Consider the following 21878-nt stretch of genomic DNA (forward strand, 5'->3'; position numbering starts at 1 on the left):
CACACAATGGCTGACGTTAAAGAAATGAAAAAGGTATTGTTTGGACCTGTTCTAGACAATAACCCAATTGCTCTTCAAGTACTGGGTGTATGCTCGGCACTTGCTATTACTACTAAACTAGAAACCGCTTTAGTTATGGCATTAGCCTTAACTTCGGTTACCGCTTTTTCTAGTTTATTTATATCTTTGATCCGTACACAGATACCTTCGAGTGTAAGGATTATTATTCAAATGACCATTATTGCTTCTTTAGTAATCGTGGTTGACCAAATATTGAAAGCCTATTCATACGAGATATCGAAACAGTTATCTGTGTTTGTTGGTTTGATTATTACTAACTGTATCGTGATGGGGCGTGCTGAAGCGTACGCCATGAAGAGCCCACCTTTAATGTCTTTCTTAGACGGTATTGGTAATGGTCTTGGTTACTCTATGGTATTGGTAGTCATTGGTACCATTAAAGAATTATTTGGTTTTGGTACCATTTTAGGTTTCCCGGTACTAGAGCTTGTTCAAAATGGTGGTTGGTATCAAGGTAATGGTTTATTGATTTTACCTTTCAGCTCATTCTTTTTGATTGGTGGCTTGATTTGGGTGATCCGTACAATTCGTCCAGAACAAGTAGAGCCGAAGGAGTAATTCATGGAACATTATTTAAGTATATTTGTTAAGTCGGTTTTCATTGAAAACATGGCTCTATCATTGTTTTTAGGTATGTGTACTTTTTTGGCCGTATCTAAAAAAGTAAAAACAGCAATGGGTTTAGGTGTGGCAGTGATAGTGGTTTTAGGTATATCTGTACCTGTTAACCAAGTTATTTTTGTCAATATTCTAGCGCCATGAGTGCCTTAGCTTGGGCTGGGTTTCCTAATGCTGATTTGAGCTTCTTGAGCTTTTTAACCTTTATCGGGGTAATTGCTGCATTAGTACAAATCTTAGAAATGAGTTTGGATAAGTTTTTCCCTGCGCTTTATAACGCTCTTGGTATTTTCTTACCGCTTATTACAGTTAACTGTGCAATATTTGGTGGCGTTGCGTTTGCGGTACAACGTGAATACAACTTTAGCGAAAGCATCGTTTACGGTATCGGTAGTGGTTTAGGTTGGGCAATTGCTATTACCTTATTAGCTGCAGTACGTGAAAAGCTGAAATATGCTGATATGCCAGAAGGTATCAGAGGTCTAGGTTCGGTATTTATGATTGCCGGTCTGATGGCTCTTGGTTTCCAATCATTTACTGGCGTTTCGCTGTAAGCGGACTTCTTAGGAGTATTTAAATGAATCCAAATGAAATTTATCTTGGTGTAGGCATGTTTATCGCTATTGTATTAGCGTTAGTGTTTATCATCATGTTTGCAAAATCAAAATTGGTACCAGAAGGTGAAGTCACTATCACTATTAATGGTGGCAAGGAAGAATCTATCTCTGCACAGCCAGGTGACAAGTTATTAGGTGCGTTGGCTAATGCTGGTATCTTTGTTTCTTCAGCTTGTGGTGGTGGTGGTTCTTGTGGCCAATGCCGTGTAGATATCAAAGAGGGTGGCGGTGAAATATTGCCAACTGAGCTTGATCACATCAGCAAAAAGGAAGCAAAACACGGTTGCCGTTTGTCTTGTCAGGTTTCGATCAAGCAAGACATGGCTATTGAGTTAGAAGAAGAAATTTTTGGTATTAAAAAATGGGAATGTGAAGTTATTTCTAACGATAACAAAGCTACTTTCATTAAAGAGCTTAAGCTTAAAATTCCAAATGGCGAAAGCGTACCTTTCCGTGCTGGTGGTTATATTCAAATTGAAGCTCCACCTCATCATGTTAAATATAAAGATTTCGATGTACCTGAAGAGTACCGTGGTGATTGGGAGCGTTTTGGCTTTTTCAATATCGAATCTAAAGTTGACGAAGAAACTATTCGTGCTTATTCAATGGCTAACTATCCAGAAGAAGAAGGCATTATTATGTTGAACGTACGTGTGGCTTCACCGCCGCCGAACAACTTGTCTTTGCCTGCTGGTAAAATGTCTTCATACATTTGGAGTCTTAAACCAGATGATAAAGCGACTATCTCAGGTCCATTCGGTGAGTTCTTTGCTAAAGATACTGATGCAGAAATGGTCTTTGTTGGTGGTGGTGCAGGTATGGCGCCAATGCGTTCTCATATTTTCGACCAACTTCGCCGATTAAAGTCTAAGCGTAAGATGACATTCTGGTACGGGGCTCGTTCACTTCGTGAAATGTTCTATGTTGAAGATTTCGACATGCTGCAAAAAGAGAATGACAACTTTACCTTAGCATGTTGCTTTGTCTGATCCACAACCAGAAGATAACTGGGAAGGTGACACAGGATTTATTCATAACGTATTGTTAGAAAATTACCTGAAAGATCACCCAGCACCAGAAGATTGTGAGTTCTACATGTGTGGTCCTCCTATGATGAATGCTGCCGTTATTAATATGCTTAAAGAACTTGGCGTAGAAGACGAAAACATTATGTTGGATGACTTCGGCGGATAAAAACAAAGTTCGTTTAGATCAATTAAAGGGGCTATATGCCCCTTTTTCAATGGATTAATATTAATTGTGATTTCTTACCTATCAGCTTTTAAGTGCACCATTTTATTATGGTTAACGAGTTGCTTACTATTTTCTTGCTCTGAGCAAAATAGTGAAATTCATCTTACTGGTCCCACTATGGGCACCACATACAACATCAAGTACGTAGGCACGGATACAATCAGTGCTATTGATTTACAAAAGCAAATTGATACGGAGTTGCTCAACATCAATCAACTGATGTCGACTTATATTGAAGACTCAGAACTGAGTCGCTTCAATCAATGGAATAGTACTGAGCGGTTTGCTTTGTCACCTCAAACCTTATTTGTTATGCAAGAAGCAAAAAGGCTAGGTAAGTTAAGTGACGGGCTACTAGACGTCACGGTTGGTCCTTTAGTTAATTTATGGGGATTTGGACCAGAAGCACGTCCTGAAAAGGTACCGACTGACGCTGATATCCAAAAGGCTAGAAAGCGTGTGGGTCTAAGTCGATTAGTACTAAATGAGCATTCAGCTAGAAAAACACACCCTAATCTTTATGTCGATTTATCAACCATAGCGAAAGGATATGGCGTTGACCGATTAGCTGAGATTTTAGATAAACATAATATCCATCACTACCTAGTTGAAGTGGGGGAGAGATGCGCTTGTCAGGCAAAAAATCGAATGGTCAGGATTGGCGAGTCGCTATCGAAAAGCCTGTCAGTAAGGAGCGTGCCATAGAACGTATCATAAGCGTCGGTAACAATGCGATTGCAACTTCTGGAGATTACCGAAACTATTATGAAGATGAGGGCACACGTTACTCTCATTTAATTGACCCCACTACCGGCAAGCCTATCACTCATAATTTAGTGTCGGTCACTGTGGTGAATCCTTCATCTATGACGGCCGATGGTTTGGCTACTGCTTTGAATGTTATGGGAAAGGAAAAAGCATTAATCTTGGCAGAAAAGTATGACTTAGCCGTTCTACTTATTACTAAAGAAAAACAGGGTTTTAAAGAGTATACTAGTGCCAAGTTTGATCAGCTTGTCACTGTTCATTAATTCCTGCATTCAATTTATTGGAGACTAATTTTGAGTACTTTTATTCTAGCTTTCGTATTTTTTCTAGTAGTAGTTGTGGCTATGGCTGTGGGTTATATTTTCCAGCAGAAAACTATAGCGGGTAGTTGCGGTGGGCTTGGTGCCTTAGGTATTGATAAAGCTTGTGATTGCCCAGAACCCTGCGATCGTAAAAAAATGCGGATGGAAAAAGAGCAAGCTAGAGAGAAAAAGCTAAAAGAGTGGAAACAGAACCAAATTTTATAGTGTTCTAATTTTTGTCTTAGCCAAAAAACCGCCATGCTTGTAGGCGGTTTTTTTATCTTGACCTTCTACATAGTTTTGGCAGAATACTGTAATAATAAACAGTGTTTAGGCTTTCAGTTGCGCAAAATTATTCACATAGACATGGACTGCTATTATGCTGCCGTTGAAATGCGGGATAATCCAGAATATCGAAATGTACCTTTAGCCATTGGTGGTAGCTCCGATAGGCGAGGTGTTATTTCGACCTGTAATTATATGGCGCGCAAGTTTGGTGTACGTTCTGCCATGGCCACTGCACACGCTTTGAAACTCTGTCCAGATTTGGTGTTAGCGCCAGGCAGAATGGAATTGTATAGAGAAATCTCACAACAAATACGTGGTATATTTTCTCGTTATACCGATAAAATCGAACCACTATCTTTAGATGAAGCATACTTAGACGTATCGGATTGTGAGCTGTTTTCTGGCAGTGCTACGCTAATCGCAGAAGACATACGGCGGACTATTTTTGCCGAAACTCAACTCACAGCATCAGCAGGTGTCGCACCTTGCAAATTTGTCGCTAAAATCGCTAGCGATGAAAACAAACCGAATGGAATTTGTGTTGTTACGCCATCTAATTTGGACGATTTTGTAGTAAAACTTAAACTAGGGAAGATCCCCGGTGTAGGCAAAGTCACCCTGTCTAAGTTAAATGATATGGGGTTGTACACCTGTGCAGATGTGCGACGTTTTCCATTTGATGAGTTAATTAAACGTTTTGGTAAGTTTGGCCCGGTTATCTGGGCTAGAAGTCATGGTGAAGATGAACGAAGCCTAACAGTCGAACGGCAGCGTAAATCAGTGGGGGTTGAGCGTACCATGGCCAAAGATATATATAGCCAGCAAGATTGCAGCAAGATGATTGATTCATTGTTTCCTAAGTTACAGCAAAGACTAAAAGTGTCTAGCCCAGATTTGGCTATACAAAGCCAAGGGATCAAACTTAAATTCTCAGACTTTCAGCAAACTACTGTAGAGCATAAATACCAAAAGCTGGACAAAGATTACTTCTTCGAATTGTTAAAGGAAGGGCTGTCTCGGCAAAACAACAGAGGCATTCGGTTGGTGGGGCTGCATGTTGGGTTGCTAGATAAAGCCACTCAGCAACAGCTGCATTTTTCATTTTAGTTTGCCTCAAATATGCTATTTTCCCCAAGTTAATTCTACCCAATGCAACGATTAATAGGAGGCAATAATAGATGACATTGAAAATAGGTAAATATCGACATTACAAAGGTAATGACTATGAAGTGATTGGTGTCGCTCGTCATTCTGAAGACGAGTCTGAATTAGTGGTTTATCGGCCACTCTATGGTGAGAAAAAACCAGGTGAGAGTGACCTTTGGGTTAGACCGCTAGCAATGTTTATGGAAACGGTTGAAGTAGACGGCAAGACTCAAGCGAGATTTGCCTATTTAGCCTGAGTTCTGGATAAGAAGTATCGTTTAAGCTAAGCAATATCAATATAATTCAATGGCTTAATGTGTGTTTGTTTAGATGACCTCAGCTAAATGCTACTCGGTAACGAAAATTTTTGTGTATAGCAAGACGGATTGTTGTGCGTAATAACGTGTTATTGCTAAACAATCCAACGCAGGTAGACGCAAAAAGAGCGTTATCGAGAGGTTCGGCTTATCCAGGAGTCAGGTTATTTAACCTGAGTTCTGGATAAATTCATTTCAGTGGAAAGTGAATGTCGGTTATTAAGTCAGTTGGCTGTGTGGTAGCTGGGTCATTGACGTAGACTTCAAATGGATGAATCTTCTTGTTGCAGTTAATTTCATTATTTTGCTGCATGGTATACAAGGTACTCCATGCATTCCCTAAATGCTCATACTTACCAATGTGCCTGATGGTATACACTTGAGTCGCAGGAATGCTAGCTGCAACAAATCCCATAGGTATCGTTGCGGGTATCTGTGCCAATGGAATACCGACAGTGTAGTCTACTGATTTTTTGACCATATCCCATTTATGATAAATAGAAAATGGTTGTGCTATTGGCCTATGATCCAGATTTTGTATGACATCTTGAAGTTTGGCAAAGTCCCGTTGCATCGCGTGACTAATTTCAGCTTGCGAACAAGAGGTTTTGAGCCCAATGTAGTGGCAAGGGGAGGAATAACTCTCCCCTATAAACTCTAATCTAGAAGATACAACGCCGGTTTCGATTACCTCTTTTAACATGTTAAGTCCACGTTGATAATCCATACCTATATACGCGATCATCATTTTTTTCATCCAGAATAGGAAAAACGGTAATTTGCTTTCCATGCTCCAAGATACTTCTACAGCATCATTTTTTTCTGACAGAACAAATGACACTTCAGCCTTCGATTTCCACGGCTTAAGAAAATTTAACGCATAGTCAATTTTCTTATTATGTTGCTCGGATAGCACTTGCATATTGCCTTCGCCAACTCTATCTCCGGCCCATTGGTAATGTTTGCCTTCTGCTGTCACGTTAACCTTAGCTTCTGGCTCCATGATTAACCATGGTGACCACTCAGCCCAATAATTAAAATCGTTTAACCTCGCATACACTTTATCGATGGGGGCTTGGATGGTGATGGTTTTCAGTACGTGGATTTTTGGCATGATGTTTCTCGTAAATGAGGTGAGCCTATTTATCAATAATAGATTTTAAATTAATTTTATCAATCATTTGTTAAGTTGACAGAAGCTTGCCCTTACCACCTGTTATCAATACGCTTTGCCAGCAGTAAAAAAACACACACAGGCAGTCCATAACAGCGCTGCCAGCGTTGCAGCATAAGTGGCTGGTATTATTTGTGATTTTACATGATCCATTAAATCACAGCCTGTGGTCATAGCACTTAAGATTGTGGTATCTGAAATAGGTGAACATTGGTCGCCGTATACGCTGCCATTCAGAACGGTGGCAAAACAAATCATCATGAATAATTCTGGGTTAGCCAAACCTTGGGTCTGTGCGATTGCCCAAGCGAGTGGTAACGCAAGCGGAAAAGCAATGGCGTAGGTCCCCCAACTGGTGCCAGTAGAAAACGCAATCACCATTGTCATTAACTGCAATATTATTGGCAAGCACCAAAACGGAATTTGTGAACCTAATGTGTCAACCAGGTAGATCCCGCCGCCCAGTTGTTTACTGAGTATGCCGATAGTCAGGGCAAACATTAAAATAACAGAAGCAACGACTACGCCTTTTAGTCCATTGCCAAAGCCATCTAAAACTTGTTTGAGTGACATTCCTTTGGCCATAGCCATGAGAATAGATGTTGCTAACGCACCAGAAAAGGCCCAATGAATTTGTGGCGAACCGTGAGTGAAGTAAGAAATTACTGCAATAATAATCAAACTTAGCAAGGGCACTACAAATTCTAGCATGTGACCTTGATAACCGGCCGGCACGTGATTTTGCTGTAGTTCCTTAGCGCTAATGGGCGACGCATTAGGGCCATCGAGTTGGCCAGTATTGTTGACTCGCACAATAGCGTTTTTTAAAGGACGGCCACTAAAAGTGGTTACATTGAGGCTTAACAGTAATGTACCTAAGACGGCCAGCATGGCATAAAAGCTAAAAGGGATACTGGCAAAGAAAAAGCTTATTCTATCTTGTTCGGTTGCTAAAAATGCTACACCTGGAATAAACAGAAAAGCCTGAATGTAAGCAGGCCAAGCATTAAAAGCAATAATCGAAGCAATAGGGGAGGCAGTAGAGTCAACAATGTAACTAAGCTCCTCATGGCTGACGCCAGCTTTATCGGCTATGGGTTTAACTGTGGTACCCACCAAAACCGTGCTCATGGTGCCGCCTTGAAAAAAGATAATGCCCAACATCCAAGTAATGACTTTGGCGGAGCGTGGTCCTTTTACATAGTGTAAGGTCATATAATCAGCAAACGCTTGGGCCGCGCCCGTTTTAGCCCACATACCCATTAATCCGCCTAACAGCCACAAATACAAAATTAAAATGGAAGCCGCGCTGGAGGTAGCTAAGCTGGGAATAAATATTTGATGTGTGATATCGAATCGGCCTAACATGATTGCGCCAATGACGATGCCGCCAAGTAGCGAAACTAAAGGTTCTCGGGTCATTAAACACAACGCCACCGCTACAAAAGCCGGTAATAACGACCATAAGCCAAAATGAAAGTCAGCCTTTAGCAGCACAACTTTGTTAGTACTTTGTTGCATGACCCATTGCTCGGATAGTGCTGGCTTTTTAGCGTTTTTGTTTAATGCGACTTGGTTTAGTTGCGAGTCTTCGTAGTGAATAATCTGGCCGATAGGCTTTTCTTCTCCTGCGGACTTATAGACAAGTACACCTTGTGTATTCTCATAGGTTTGGTATTGATGCTGAGTCTCAACCCATTGGGGCGCAACGTTTAGGTTGATATAAACGGCACAAATTAGGCAGCCAATAAAGAAAAGTAAACTTGGTCGTTGAGTATATTGAAACATTTGGGGTATCTTTACACGAGTTAATCAACCATTAGGTTATACGTCTCAGACGTCTACAAATCAAAGGAATACTTTCGATGAAGTCTAAAAGTGTGTTATTTGCAATATTAAGCAGTGTTTTATTCGGGCCTGCTTTAGCGGCAGAAGATGATATTGAAAGCTTCCCTGTTGGTGGCTCGGTACATATGTTGACTGGCAAAGGGGGAAATATTGGTGTTTCCGCAGGTAAAGACGGGATACTGATCATTGATGATAAGTTCGCACCATTGGCCGAGAAAATAGCAAAGGTCATAGGAGGTATATCAACTTCCCAAATGAAGTATGTAGTTAATACTCACTATCATGGAGATCATACTGGCGGTAACGCGTATTTTAGTGAAATACAAGGCAGTACCATTTTTGCTCATGACAATGTACGAAAACGCCTAGCATCTCAAGAGGGCCATAGTCATGCTGCGTTGCCAGTTGTGACTTATCAGCAAGGTGTTACTTTTCATTTTAATGATGACACCATAAAGGTGATGCACTTTCCTGCCGGCCACACCGATAGTGATAGCGTTATTTGGTTTGAAAAAGCGAACATTTTGCACCCCGGAGACTTGTTCTTTTCAGCTCGTTTTCCGTATATTGATTTGGAAGGCGGTGGCACGGTAGAAGGGTATATCAAAAATGTAACGACGTTACTTGGTATGCTCAAAGACGACACAAAGATTATTCCATGGTCATGGTGACTTAGCTAACAAAGCGGATTATGCGGAATTTTTAGCTATGATGATCGACACGGCCGCTTTTGTTAAGGCTAAAAAAGCAGAGGGTATGAGCTTGCAAGCGCTAGTTGAGCATGGTTTACAGTCAAAATATAAAGCATGGTCTTGGGCTTTTATTACTGAGGAAAAGTGGATAACCACTTTGTACAATGGGCAATAGCGTTAAGACGATTCAGGGCAAGGTTAGGCTGGTTAGCGCTTGCACAGAGCAGCTAGTAGTCGTTAAAGGCTGGTTTAATAGCTACGCCGAAATTCATACGTGGGGTGGACCGGAGCTAACTTACCCCATTACTGACCAAGATTTTGTCACCTTGCTCCAAGCAACCCATTTGCATTCTTATGTATTACTAGATGAAAATGCAACGCTGCTGGCTTTTGGGCAACATTATCTACGCATAGGGCGACATCATTTGGGACGCCTAGTGGTAAATCCTGCATATCGGGGTAAAGGCTTAGGGAAAATGTTAGTGAGGCAGTTATTAGATAAAGCTTATACTCAACAGGTTGCTGAACATGGCTCATTATTTGTGTTTACCAGCAATAAAGCGGCTTATGATTGTTATCAAAAGTTGGGGTTTGTAGAGTATCCTTATCCTGATGGGGTACCCGGCAACATGCCAAATTGTATTTACATGATAAGAGCTTACTAAAAGCAAATTACTTATTGTAACTGGCAGTCAAGTAGAGCGTTAACAAGGGTAACAGAGCCTATATGACGATTTATCAATTGCCCTTCTTTATCGAATATAACTGTTTGGTTTAAATTTTTGGGCAAGTTGAATAAAGCGCGAATTTGGTTACGTTGGCGACCAGTGATTTCTATGTGAGGATACGCATTTCTCCAGTTATTCAAATCAATAAACACAACATTGTGTTGGTCAATTTGCGATTGCAGTTGAGCTATTTCATCCACAAAGAAGTTATCGGCAGTACGCGTCAACGAATAAACCACTGTGCAGTTTGCATTGGCCAGCAATAGTCTATTTTCTTGTGCTGTAGTCGAAACACTCAATATTAGTAGCACAGCACTAATAGCCCACATTCTCAAAGTTTAATCCCTTTTAATATTGTTAAATTGATACTTTAAATTTGCATCTTCAGTTGAGTGCAAGCCCTTAGGTTACACTAACTAAAGCAATAAACTAGGTCTTTCTTGTAAGTGATTGTATTGCCATATTTGATGCATTTTTTGTTGGTCAATATTTCCACCAGATAGGATCACCAATACCTTTTTTTGAGTAGGTTGTTTTTTTAGCCAACGGATAACTGCAGCCATACTCATGGCGCTGGTAGGCTCAACATGAATTTTTAGCAAATGTTGTAACCACTGACACCAATATGCAATAGCTGATTCGTCAACTTCTATTATGTCATCTAATTGTTGCAAAAAAGGAAAGGTTGTTTCACCTACCGCCAAAGTCGCTGCTCCATCAGCTAAAGTCGATGGTTGCATGGGCAGTGTTTGAATTGCGCCTAAACGCACTGACTCAGCTGCATCGTTTGCCAGCAAAGGTTCGGCACCAATAACTTGTGTATTGGTATCAAGCGCTTTGCTACAAATCAACGAACCAGAAATTAAACCGCCACCGCCAACAGGAGCCAGTACAGCGTCCACTTGATTGGTTTGTTGTAAAGCTTCGTATACCGCAGTGCCTTGGCCAGCGATAATATCGTCATGATTAAAAGGCGGGACCCATAAAACACCGTCTTGTTGTGCAGCCTGCTGTACTCGTTGGTCGGCCTCTTTACGAGTGGCGCTCAATTTTAACTCGGCCCCGTAATATTCAGTAGCTGCAGCTTTCACCTTTGAGATATTTTGGGCACTATAAATCGTTGCTTTGACGCCCATTACGTTAGCCGCATAGGCAACAGCTTGAGCATGATTACCAGAGCTGCTAGCGACAACCTCTGAGCCCAAGGTGCCATTTTCTCTGGCCTTTAGCATCATGTTTAGCGCGCCACGAATTTTAAACGCCCCGGTTTTTTGTAAGCATTCAGCCTTAAAAACTATTTCATGGCCTAACCAACTATTGAGCAAGCTTGAATGTAATACTGGGGTTGGATTGATAAAAGGTTTGATTCTTTTTTCGGCAGATTGAATATCAGAAAATGTCACACTAGGCATAGAGTTTAAAATAGTGAAGAGAAAGGCTAAGGGTGGCGCAGATAATATCCTTATGTTGATAATTTCGCATTAACATTTATGCTATTTGTTCTCGTTATTTACCACAGGATAAAAACATGGGATTACTTGACGGTCTTTTAGGTAATGCATCTGAAGTTGATTTAGACGAAGTTGCGGAAGAATTAGCGCCAATAATTGGCGATACTGAAAACGTTCAACAAGTATTTAAAGTTATTAGAGATATGTATGTGTTCACTAACAAACGCTTAATTTTAATCGACAAACAAGGTATGACCGGCAGAAAGGTGGATTACCACTCTATTCCTTATCGCGCCATCACCCAGTTTAAAATAGAGACAGCAGGTCATTTTGATTTAGACGCCGAGCTAAAAATTTGGATCTCTGGTCAAGATGAGCCAATCGAAAAAGAGTTGAAAAAAGACACAGTTGTAGGCATTCAAAAAACACTCGCCACCAACATGTTCGCTTAAAAGCGGCAACCACGAATATCAACTTCAAACAGCGCCTACCAAGCTCCAGTACATATTTAACACCAACATTGCCGCCATCCCAGACGGCAATGTTTGAGCTGCTTTTAAATGAATCGCTTAACTTCATTATAAGGTACTAATAAATATAAATTTTAGTCATTTTCCTGAAATACTGTTTCAGGAGTGGAGCGGAAATTTGTTATTTATTCTTTGCGTGAAAGTAATTTAAATGTTGCGATAATGCTTTTTAGCGCCTATCTTTTTACCCGCTACCTGATGTGAATTTTGTAAAGTCTGCTTATTTCGAAATCTTCAGGAGTTAAATTATTCAAAATAAATTTACAAGGACGTAATCAAATAAAACTTCAGAAAAGACGTTGTCTTACCAATAACATAGCCCCCATTATTTTCACTCTAGCGTTAATGGTATTTGATACTACTGCTCAAAGCCGAATAGAGACGAGTGAAAGCTCCATTGAAGAATTAGCAGTCGAACAAGGTACAACCCGCAAATTGATTGAATCCAAGCCAGAGGTAGCACCGCCCAATACTGATGCAATTCATATTGGCGACGACGATGATACTGGTGGCGGTGGCGGTAACCCGTCAAGCTATTCCACCGAATTAGGCGCTGAAGAACTAAACAAACGACTAACTACTGATTCTATTACAGCCGACACAACCGATTTATTTGGCGAAACCATTGATTTAAATTCAGGCTCTTTGAGTTTTAGTTATTTAGATGCGAGCTTACCTTGGCAATAATGCTATTGATATGGCCGTCAGGCGTAGTTTTAAGGGCTCAAGATTCACATGGGCCTCCGATTTATCTATGGGGGACTGGCAGTTAGACATTCCACATATTCATACCGTACAAGCTTTGAGTTCTGGAGGATGGTCGGGTTTATGGGGAGATGGGAAAGAATGTTCAGGTAATGGTAATTATGGACTAATAAGTCTGCAAGGTGTGACCTATGAACCAGAACAATATTGGACCGGCGATACGTTACATGTTCCTGGAAAACGAATGATAAACTTTTACGCAATAGTGGAGACGGTTTGATTGCGCCAGCAGGGCAATACCCTAAGGTAACAAAATCAAACTGGAAAATAAGTTGTATAGAATCGAATTGAAAATGGTCGACGCATAGGAGAGAGTTTTGTAGCGCACTCACCTGATGGGTTAACCTACACTTTTAGTAAGTTAAAACGAATCGAAGCTCGCCCGGTGGGACCATTGATTCGATTTAACACTTACATGATGGTCACTGAAATCAGGGATAGATTCAATAATACAGTGAATTATCATTATAGTGGTGACAATTTGAGTTACATTTTGTCTAGTGACGGGCGACGAATTGATTTTACTTATCAAAACAGCGCTCATCCAAAGTATGTCACATCAGCAATCATAAACGGCCGACAATGGCATTATCACTATTCTGGCTCTTCATTGACCAGTATTACCCGTCCAGATGGAAAATCTTGGCAGTTTTCTATGGGCATGTTAGGAACTGTTCAACCCCGTAACTTACATGGTTCGTGTACACCTGGATCAGCAGGGAGAAGCTTTAACGTATCGATAACACACCCTAACGGACTAGTTGGTACATTCAATATTAGAGATACATTACATGGGCGTTCTAATGTACCTCGTCAAATCGCCACTATTAAGGGTAAAAAAGATATGACGCGCTGCGATAGCTCGCTGTCTATAAGAAGCAAAGAGCTTAGTGGCCCTGGTATAAGTAATTACGTGTGGCAATATAGCTACTCAAGTAACCATGGGGCGTGGGATTCTGGCAATCAAGCTTCTACTGACCTTTCTTATTCTGCGATCGATAAAAACAACATCTATCGCAGTATTCCTTCAACAGCAAACACTAAGCACAATAAAACGACAACTGTGATTGCACCTGATAACAGTAAAACAGTGTATTTCTACAATAGAGACTACACCAGTTTCAAAGAAGGAAGCCTTGTAGCCATCGATAAGTATGATACCGATAGCAGACTAATGGTCAGAACAGAAATGACTTTAACTAAAGGTCAGCGTATTGGGCTAACTGGTATGAAAAATGACAATCATCAACCCTTACATTACCGTATCAATGAAACTCAAAGTAAGCGTTATGTATACGACAGTGGTGTGCAAACTTACACCACCATATACAGCGGCTTTGATATTTATGGTTATTCAGCCATTGCAGCTGAATCTAACAACTTTAACGGTAAAACTCGTTACACTAAACAAACCTATTTAAACGATACAATAAACTGGTTAATAGGTTTGCCTCAAAAAACATATGTTAGCGCCACGTCTACTTTTTCATCTAGTCCAACCACCGAGACGATTTACCACAGTGCGACAGGTAGTTATAAGTCTTTGCCCTATGAGCAACGTTCATTTGGGCGTTGGTATAAGCGCAATACCAGTTATCACACAAGTGGCAGTTCAAAAGGTTTACCTAATAAAGTCACCTACAACGGGACAAACCGCTGGAAGTACTATTCAAACTACAAAAGAGGTATTGCGCAAACTATTCGCACTCCGCAAAGTCTCAGTACGGCTAGTCAATATACGTATAAAGTGGTAGATAATAATGGCTGGGTAATCGAACAAAGGGATTTTTTAAATAAATGTGTCAATTATGGGTACGACAGTCTAGGCCGTTTGACCTTGGTTGACCCGTGCGATAATTATTGGTTGAGCACAACTATTAGTTACGCCACCACATCAAGCAGTGAGGGCCTCACAGGTGTGTCATCAGGAATGACCAAGCAAACTGTCACCAAAGGCAATTATCAAAAAATAACCTATTACGACGGTTTGCTACGCCCAGTGATGAGCAAAGAATGGGATAAAAGTCTATCATCAACAGCGCGATTTAGCCGATATACTTACGATGCATTTAGCCGACCTAAGTATCAAAGTCTAGTCAGTGCAAGTAGCGCAAGACCATACGGTGTTAACACAACCTATGACGGCTTAGGTCGGCCTAAAACAGCAGACAATAACACCACCTCAGGCATGATTAATTACCGTTATTTGTCAAATAATCGCGTACAAATTAGCGACAATAAAAACAATATTACTACAACCACCTACTTGGCTTATGGTGCGCCAGCACAAAGCATGGCCACTTATATTGCTTCACCCGAGAGTGTTACTACAGCCATCAATTACAACATTTACGGCAACATTACGTCGGTAACACAAGGGGGGCAAACAGAGTATCGGGCTTACGATAGTTATCAACAACTATGTAAAGTCAATCGCAACGATGTTGGACGTACTGCGTATCAGTATGATGCCTTAGGTCAACTGTCTTGGCAGGCTACGGGTAATTCGGTCAGTACGTCAAACACAGCTTGTGATACTAGTGTCAGCGCCACCGACAAAGCCACATTCGCTTATGATAATTTAGGTAATGTAAAAGCCATTAGTTTCGGCGATAGCAGTCCTGACCAAACCTATGTGTATGATAAGAACAGTCGCCTAGCCATGCTGACCGCTGGCAATGTGGTCACTGCTTATGAATACAATTCTGAAAACATGATAGAAAAAGAGACCCTTTCTCTAGACGGTGAAAGTTTTGTATTAGATTACATATACAACAGCACAGGTAATCTAACCAATACAATCTACCCCAGTGGTACAAACATTGGTTATGCACCCAATGCACTTGGCCAAGCTAAACAAGTAGGTAGTTACGCCACTAATGCCTTGTATCATGCCAACGGCATGGTTAAATCTCACAGTTACGGCAATGGTTTTGCTCATACGTCTACGCAAAAAACATCAGGCCTACCGAATACCTTCTACGATAAGCGCAGCAGTACGTATGCCCTTAATCATGGCTTTACTTATGATGCGAATAACAATGTCACTTTTTTAGATGACAAAGTGAATAATGCTTATGATTTGAGACTGACCTTTGATGGTCTCGATAGACTCAACAACATTACGGATAGCTACTTAGGCACTGGAGATGTGAATTACGACACCCTAGGCAATATTACCTATTACAAGCTGGGTAACCAAACCATCCATTATTACTACAACAGCAACAAGCAGTTGGACTACACCACGGGTAGTAAAAGCTATAGCTTTACTTACGATGACAAAGGCAATGTCACCGATAACGGTACACGTACCTTTGCTTACAACACTGCCAACCAAATGGTGCAAAGTGATGGCTACCTATACACTTACGATGGTAATAATAAGCGGGTTAAAGAGCACGGCTCTAACGGACTCAGTTACTCCTTTTATGCCAGTAATGGCAAACTCATGTATCGTAAAGCCAATAATCAACATATTGATTATTACTATCTGGGTGGTAAGTTAGTCGCCAATAAAAAAGCCAGTACTGTCACCTATTTACACAGTGATTACCTAGGCAGCACAGCTGCTGAATCCAATTCAGCAGGAACGGTCACCGACCGTATGCACTATCAGCCTTTTGGTGAAAGTATAGAAACACCTAAAGATGATGTTGGTTACACGGGGCATAAATTTGATACCGATTTAGGGTTAAGCTATATGCAGGCACGATACTATGATCCAGTCATAGGTCGTTTTTATTCGAATGATCCTGTTGGTACTTTAGGGCATTTCAGCCAAGGTAATATTCACGGGTTTAACCGTTATGCTTATGCAAACAACAACCCATATAAGTATACTGATCCTGATGGTAAGTTTGCTTTACCATTACTGTTTACTCCACCAGCACTAGCGGCTATGGGGAAAGCTGTTGCATATGTAAGTAGCGCTGCCGCAGTTGCATGGGCTGGTTCCGAAGCAATAAATGCATACAATGAATCAGCTGACCCTGTTGATGGCATTAAAGAAGGCAAATCACCTGCAAAGGGTGATGCTGGAGATAAAGGTCAATTGGAGGGAGCTAACGGCATGGATGGTGCACTAGAAGATCTAGGAAGTATACCTCTAGAAGAAGGCTCGGAATGGTCTTCGCCTGATGGCAGTAGACAAGGTGGTACAATGTCTGATGGTAGTGGGAGAAAAGTAAATGTTCATCCTAGTGGTGGTGGTGATTCTTACCCACAGGGGACTCCTACACTGGAAGTGCAAAAGCCAAATGGAAAAACAGAAGTTAAAATTAGATATCCAGAGGATGAAAGCAATTGACGTTAGATAAAATTAACGAGCTGGTTGAATCAATTAATAATGCGCTAATTCAACCTTCTAATTTTCCGGAAGTTAGGATAGGTGCAAATACACTTGGGTTTATCAAACGCAAAGAAGGCGACCATTGGATGTCGCAAGATGTATTTGAAAAAACGATTCAAAAATTGGCAAATTATTCTGAGGTTAATGAGCTGATTGTTGCTGAGGACTTTGAGAGAGTTTATAAATCTTCAGGAAAAACAGTTAGGCTCAATGATATTGTAAGCAGAAATTGGCGAGATTTTTCTCAATTTTCTGAAAAAAATGAAATGATTTCGTTTTATGTTTTTGACAATAGCTTAAGTTGGTGTGGCTGGTTTAACGATAGTTACTGGTGTTTAGTCTATGAAAGCTCAATTAGAGACACTATTGAAGCGTCGTTTCTCAATGTAGACAAAGCTTTTCAAGCGTTTCCAGAGGCGGATCAACAGTTTAAGTCTTTCATTAATAATCTTTATGATGTTTCTTGATTAAAGTAGTATATTGTTAATATAAACGGACTCAAGTTTGAATCCCAAGCCTCGCAACTAGCGGGGCTTTTCTTTTTCAATATGCCAAACAATATCTCTACTGCCTTAACCCCAGGATTGGTAATCTAAATTGGCAAGCTCATTAATAATGCCTCCCAATTAGGATACTCTTCATTGCCAAAATGAACTAGTTTCCCTTCAAAGAATTCTTGTCCTCTACCGCTAGCGTGGTCGTCAATCAATATATCGCCTTTCAGTAAACCTTTGTGACTGCAAATGATTAGATTGTGGGTCATTTCGTAACCGAATTTATCTTCGACCCAAAGTCTTTTTTCTGTATACGACAAAGGGTTTTTCGTTGATGGTGCGGTAAGTATGTAGACTTCAACATTCGTTTTTTTCCTTAGCTTTTCTACTGCTGCTAAAGCGCCATCAATTGGTTCTAAGCTTCGAAAAAAGCCAGGTACACTTTGCGGGAAAGGATTGTCGGGATTTTTCTGTTTGTGCTCTTTGATTTTTGAAGAGTAATCACACAATACATCGTCCATGTCGATATAAACTGTCAGCATGTCGTCTACTCCGAAATTATTGAACGCCCAATATTATGGGCAGACAGTTTACTCGAACGATAGCTTTTTTTCGCGTAATTATCATAAGCGAGGTCGAAGTAGCTCGACTTAGCTTGATAACGTGGTGCTTTTTTCAATTGCAATATTCACCTTACAGGCAGGAATACTTATCAAGACACCCATTATAAGCAAATAAAACATTGAGTTTTTAGATTGTAATACTTATCAAGACACCCATTATAAGCAAATAAAACATTGAGTTTTTAGATTGTCGGACTAAGCTTAATTTACGTTGTTTGAAGGGAGTCAATCATGCCTAGGTCTCGTTCATCTCAAGTTTCTTTAATCGATACACCTTATTATCATTGTGTTTCACGTTGTGTTCGTCGCTGTTTTTTGTGCGGTGTAGATGATTATTCAGGTCAAAGTTACGAACATAGGCGGGGGTGGGTAGAAGAGCGATTATTGCTTTTAGCGTCTGTATTTGCGATAGATATCAGTGCTTATGCGGTCATGAGTAACCATGTGCATGTGGTGCTATTTGTTGATAAAGCGACAGCGGATAATTGGAGCCTAAAACAGGTACTTGAACATTGGCATCAATTACACAAAGGTACATTACTCAGTCAAAAGTACTTACGAGAAGAGGCGCTCACACATAGTGAGATGTTGACCCTAACCGAGACCGCAGAAATCTATCGCCAACGCTTATACGACATCAGCTGGTTTATGGGAAATCTCAATGAATATGTCGCCCGTGAAGCCAACAAAGAAGATGGTTGTACCGGTCGCTTCTGGGAAGGACGGTTTACATCTCAAGCGTTACTTGATGAATCAGCGGTACTCGCCTGCATGGCTTATGTCGACTTAAACCCTGTGCGAGCGAAAATAGCAAGTACGCCAGAAACGTCCAAACACACCAGTATTCAAAAACGCGTGAAAGCCATGCACCAGAAGACAGTCCAGCCTCATCAACTCCTGCCCTTTATTGGCAATTATCAGCAAGGCATGGGTAAAGGCATTGCCTACAGCCTAAAGGACTATTGTGAATTGGTAGATTGCACAGGTCGCTGCATTCGTGAAGATAAAGCAGGACAGATAGACCATAAACATGACCCGATACTTGAAAGATTAGGGTTATCAGACGCACAGTGGCTTACCCTCACCACAGAGTTTGAACAACATTTTTGCTACGCCGCTGGCGCTGAGCAAATGATGAATCAATTCAAAGCTCACACCGGCCACCAGCGAATGCGCGGCATGAGCAAGTCAAAAACATTACTCAAACGCGCCTAAGGTAAACACCGTCACCAAGGACAAACACAGTCATCGCAAGGTGAGGTAACCATGTATTTACAAAACCAATAAAACCGCAAATATTTGCGATTTCTATCAAAAACATCGAGTTCTGTAACACTCCCCAAAGCAAAGCTAAATAACTTGCAGTTTGAATGGTTATATTTGTATTGAAATTTACGATGGGTGTCTAGATAACCCTTGTTTGAATGGTTATATTTGTATTGAAATTTATGATGGGTGTCTAGATAACCCCGTTGTCTGATAATGCCAGAGAAAAGCTGATATTTGGTTGATAATCATTCAAGTATGATTTTGCCCTAGTAACCCCAAGCCTTAGCCTAACATTGAATTAGTTTAGTTAATTCATTCACTAAATGGCCAATTGTGGCTATTCTAATAGATGAGTAACCCATGGAGTAGGTAAAATGGCTAAACTTTTTTATGGTGCTGTATTTTTACTGCTTTCAACTTTATCTTTTGCCCAACCTACTTGGCATATAGTCTCAGAACACTTCCCGCCCTATATCTCTGCCACTAACAACGGAAACAGCTGGTTAGTCGACATTACCCAGGCGGCTCTTGCAAGCCAAAAAATCCAAAGCGAAATTGAAATAACTACTTGGGTAAGAGCATTGCAATTAGCAAGAAAGCGAAAAAGAACTGCAGTATTGGGGGCTTATTATTCAGAGCAACGAAGCAAAGTTTTTTACTACTCTAGTCCACTGGGAGTAGCTAAAACAGGTTTTTTTAAACGTACTGATCATAAAATTGCCTTTGATGGTACTTTAAACTCGATTAAAGCACACAGTATTTGTGTTGGTAGTGATTATGTAGTCAGTGACGAGTTTGCAAATAACCATGAACTGGCAGTCACGATTAGTAAAGATTTACAAACCTGCTTAAAACTATTGTATAAAGGGCGGGTAGAGTTAGTGGCAGGGACATATCAACTACAGGTAAGTTTTGGTTGGAAAACCTACCCGAATTTAACCAGTCTACTCAGTATAAAATTGAATATTTACAACCCGATATAGCCAGCCATAAACTACATTTAATTGTACCCATATCCGCTGAAGATGCTTTGCAAAATATAGCTTTATTCGAAAAAGGATTGAAGCATATTGTCAACAGTGGTGAGTTACAGATTATTTTAAAACGACATAACTTCTCAGAGCAGGAAATTACTGATTACATCCGTTTTATTGAGTAAGTCAGAGGCGTTATTCGAGTTTCGCCGTGAAACCTGTTGTTTTAGGCTAGTTGGGACATGGCATTTAAATTGTTATGTTTACGATGTTGTCTAGTTAAACTAATGGTGCAGTGGTAGACAAATAAATGGATTCAGAATATCTTTTTAACTCAGGTTTACCCTCTAATGGTAATTCAATTAAGCAAGTTGAAGTTAATGAACAAGGACAACTATCAGTTGTCCTTGGACATCAGTCAATCACGGTATTGTCGGATGAGGAAAATCTTGAAGAAATATGGTCTGTAACTCCTGATGATTATTCTCAGTTCAAGGAGTATGAGTGGTTTGTTACATATACTGATAACAATGCACTATTAACTAAATAGCAAAATAAAAATTTACTTTGAATCCAAAGCCTCGCACTCGCGGGGCTTTGTTTTATTTGGCCTATGCGGCTCTTCGTTTTGTATTCAATGAGCAGCGGCTCAATGAAAAACCTGTTAACTCAAACAGGGCATCCAAAACTGTGGATTAGTAAGATAGTTATGGGTGTCTCAATAAGTTTCTCAATAAGTTAGTAAGTTTATGATGGGTGTCTCAATTGGTTCTTTTGTATTCAATGAGCAGCGGCTCAATGAAAAATCCGTTAACTCAAACAGGGCATCCAAAACTGTGGATTAGTAAGATAGTTATGGGTGTCTCAATTGGTTCTTAACTAAATAGCAAAATACAAATTTTCTTTGAATCCAAAGCCTCGCACTCGCGGGGCTTTGTTTTATTTGGCCTATGCGGCTCTTCGTTTTGTATTCAATGAGCAGCAGCTCAATGAAAAATCTGTTAATTCAAACAGGGCATCCAAAACTGTGGATTAGTAAGATAGTTATGGGTGTCTCAATAAGTTAATGATGGGTGTCTCAATTGGTTCCTATTAACTAAATAGCAAAATAAAAATTTACTTTGAATCCAAAGCCTCGCACTCGCGGGGCTTTGTTTTATTTGGCCTATGCGGCTCTTCGTTTTGTATTCAATGAGCAGCGGCTCAATGAAAAACCTGTTAACTCAAACAGGGCATCCAAAACTGTGGATTAGTAAGATAGTTATGGGTGTCTCAATAAGTTTCTCAATAAGTTAGTAAGTTTATGATGGGTGTCTCAATTGGTTCTTTTGTATTCAATGAGCAGCGGCTCAATGAAAAATCCGTTAACTCAAACAGGGCATCCAAAACTGTGGATTAGTAAGATAGTTATGGGTGTCTCAATTGGTTCTTAACTAAATAGCAAAATACAAATTTTCTTTGAATCCAAAGCCTCGCACTCGCGGGGCTTTGTTTTATTTGGCCTATGCGGCTCTTCGTTTTGTATTCAATGAGCAGCAGCTCAATGAAAAATCTGTTAATTCAAACAGGGCATCCAAAACTGTGGATT

General features: G+C 40.4%; 18 protein-coding genes and 4 pseudogenes. 17 read left to right on the plus strand and 5 right to left on the minus strand.

Annotated elements, in window-relative coordinates; all coding sequences use genetic code 11:
- Positions 1-6 precede the first annotated feature (6 nt).
- The 7 genes and pseudogenes from RS130_RS06310 (at position 7) to RS130_RS06340 (ending at position 5331) form a co-directional block, all read left to right on the plus strand.
- Positions 7-639 (plus strand): NADH:ubiquinone reductase (Na(+)-transporting) subunit D, encoded by a 633-nt coding sequence (locus RS130_RS06310; RefSeq protein ID WP_316025250.1) that lies wholly within the window; start codon positions 7-9, stop codon positions 637-639.
- Between the two features lie 3 nt (positions 640-642).
- Positions 643-1253 (plus strand): annotated as a pseudogene (gene nqrE / locus RS130_RS06315) (NADH:ubiquinone reductase (Na(+)-transporting) subunit E).
- A gap of 23 nt (positions 1254-1276) precedes the next feature.
- Positions 1277-2510, plus strand: a pseudogene (nqrF, locus tag RS130_RS06320) (NADH:ubiquinone reductase (Na(+)-transporting) subunit F).
- Positions 2511-2576: 66 nt separating this feature from the next.
- Positions 2577-3601, plus strand: a pseudogene (locus tag RS130_RS06325) (FAD:protein FMN transferase).
- Between the two features lie 30 nt (positions 3602-3631).
- Positions 3632-3865: a (Na+)-NQR maturation NqrM gene (gene nqrM / locus RS130_RS06330; protein ID WP_316025251.1), complete on the plus strand. Its 234-nt coding sequence runs from the start codon at positions 3632-3634 to the stop codon at positions 3863-3865.
- A 117-nt stretch (positions 3866-3982) separates the two neighbouring features.
- Entirely contained in the window at positions 3983-5035 is a 1053-nt protein-coding gene (gene dinB, locus RS130_RS06335; RefSeq protein ID WP_316025252.1) for a DNA polymerase IV, read from the plus strand.
- A gap of 71 nt (positions 5036-5106) precedes the next feature.
- Entirely contained in the window at positions 5107-5331 is a 225-nt protein-coding gene (locus RS130_RS06340; protein ID WP_316025253.1) for a DUF1653 domain-containing protein, read from the plus strand.
- Positions 5332-5581: 250 nt separating this feature from the next.
- Here the strand turns inward: RS130_RS06340 and RS130_RS06345 are convergent, their stop codons facing one another.
- The gene (locus RS130_RS06345) at positions 5582-6505 is read right to left on the minus strand and encodes an SRPBCC family protein (RefSeq protein WP_316025254.1); all 924 of its coding nucleotides are present in this window, start codon (positions 6503-6505) and stop codon (positions 5582-5584) included.
- Positions 6506-6610: 105 nt separating this feature from the next.
- Positions 6611-8353 (minus strand): Na+/H+ antiporter NhaC family protein, encoded by a 1743-nt coding sequence (locus RS130_RS06350; RefSeq protein WP_316025255.1) that lies wholly within the window; start codon positions 8351-8353, stop codon positions 6611-6613.
- A 77-nt stretch (positions 8354-8430) separates the two neighbouring features.
- Between RS130_RS06350 and RS130_RS06355 the strand changes: the two are divergent.
- Positions 8431-9280: pseudogene (locus RS130_RS06355) on the plus strand (MBL fold metallo-hydrolase).
- Positions 9270-9770: a GNAT family N-acetyltransferase gene (locus RS130_RS06360; protein WP_316025256.1), complete on the plus strand. Its 501-nt coding sequence runs from the start codon at positions 9270-9272 to the stop codon at positions 9768-9770. Before RS130_RS06355 ends, RS130_RS06360 begins: the two are co-directional and overlap by 11 nt.
- Positions 9771-9781: 11 nt before the next feature.
- Here RS130_RS06360 and RS130_RS06365 read toward each other — a convergent pair whose 3' ends face one another.
- Together RS130_RS06365 and RS130_RS06370 are read right to left on the minus strand one after the other, a co-directional pair.
- Positions 9782-10162: a P-loop NTPase family protein gene (locus RS130_RS06365; protein WP_316025257.1), complete on the minus strand. Its 381-nt coding sequence runs from the start codon at positions 10160-10162 to the stop codon at positions 9782-9784.
- Between the two features lie 87 nt (positions 10163-10249).
- Positions 10250-11245 carry a serine/threonine dehydratase gene (locus RS130_RS06370; protein ID WP_316025258.1) on the minus strand — a complete coding sequence of 332 codons (996 nt, stop codon included), beginning with the start codon at positions 11243-11245 and terminating at the stop codon, positions 10250-10252.
- A gap of 116 nt (positions 11246-11361) precedes the next feature.
- On the opposite strand from RS130_RS06370, the gene RS130_RS06375 reads away from it, so the two are divergent.
- From RS130_RS06375 to RS130_RS06395, 5 genes are all read left to right on the plus strand, one after another.
- Entirely contained in the window at positions 11362-11736 is a 375-nt protein-coding gene (locus RS130_RS06375) for a PH domain-containing protein (protein WP_316025259.1), read from the plus strand.
- Between the two features lie 423 nt (positions 11737-12159).
- Positions 12160-12501, plus strand: coding sequence for a hypothetical protein (locus tag RS130_RS06380; RefSeq protein WP_316025260.1), 342 nt, complete (start codon positions 12160-12162; stop codon positions 12499-12501).
- Complete coding sequence (locus RS130_RS06385) at positions 12479-12799, plus strand: hypothetical protein (RefSeq protein ID WP_316025261.1); 321 nt, start codon at positions 12479-12481, stop codon at positions 12797-12799. The genes RS130_RS06380 and RS130_RS06385 overlap by 23 nt, the downstream gene beginning before the upstream one ends.
- A gap of 261 nt (positions 12800-13060) precedes the next feature.
- Positions 13061-16888, plus strand: a complete 3828-nt coding sequence (locus RS130_RS06390) for an RHS repeat domain-containing protein (RefSeq protein WP_316025262.1) — start codon at positions 13061-13063, stop codon at positions 16886-16888.
- Positions 16885-17397: a hypothetical protein gene (locus tag RS130_RS06395; RefSeq protein WP_316025263.1), complete on the plus strand. Its 513-nt coding sequence runs from the start codon at positions 16885-16887 to the stop codon at positions 17395-17397. The genes RS130_RS06390 and RS130_RS06395 overlap by 4 nt, the downstream gene beginning before the upstream one ends.
- 125 nt (positions 17398-17522) lie before the next feature.
- Here RS130_RS06395 and RS130_RS06400 read toward each other — a convergent pair whose 3' ends face one another.
- Entirely contained in the window at positions 17523-17966 is a 444-nt protein-coding gene (locus RS130_RS06400) for a 5' nucleotidase, NT5C type (RefSeq protein ID WP_316025264.1), read from the minus strand.
- Between the two features lie 312 nt (positions 17967-18278).
- Here RS130_RS06400 and RS130_RS06405 point away from each other — a divergent pair, with 312 nt between their 5' ends.
- The 3 genes from RS130_RS06405 to RS130_RS06415 all read left to right on the plus strand — a co-directional run bounded on the left by RS130_RS06405 (position 18279) and on the right by RS130_RS06415 (position 20840).
- Complete coding sequence (locus RS130_RS06405; RefSeq protein WP_316025265.1) at positions 18279-19262, plus strand: transposase; 984 nt, start codon at positions 18279-18281, stop codon at positions 19260-19262.
- Positions 19263-19690: 428 nt separating this feature from the next.
- Positions 19691-20299, plus strand: a complete 609-nt coding sequence (locus RS130_RS06410) for a type 2 periplasmic-binding domain-containing protein (protein ID WP_316025266.1) — start codon at positions 19691-19693, stop codon at positions 20297-20299.
- A 301-nt stretch (positions 20300-20600) separates the two neighbouring features.
- Positions 20601-20840, plus strand: coding sequence for a hypothetical protein (locus RS130_RS06415; RefSeq protein ID WP_316025267.1), 240 nt, complete (start codon positions 20601-20603; stop codon positions 20838-20840).
- Positions 20841-21878: the final 1038 nt, after the last annotated feature.

Source organism: Paraglaciecola aquimarina (genome assembly GCF_032464635.1).
GTDB lineage: Bacteria > Pseudomonadota > Gammaproteobacteria > Enterobacterales > Alteromonadaceae > Paraglaciecola > Paraglaciecola aquimarina.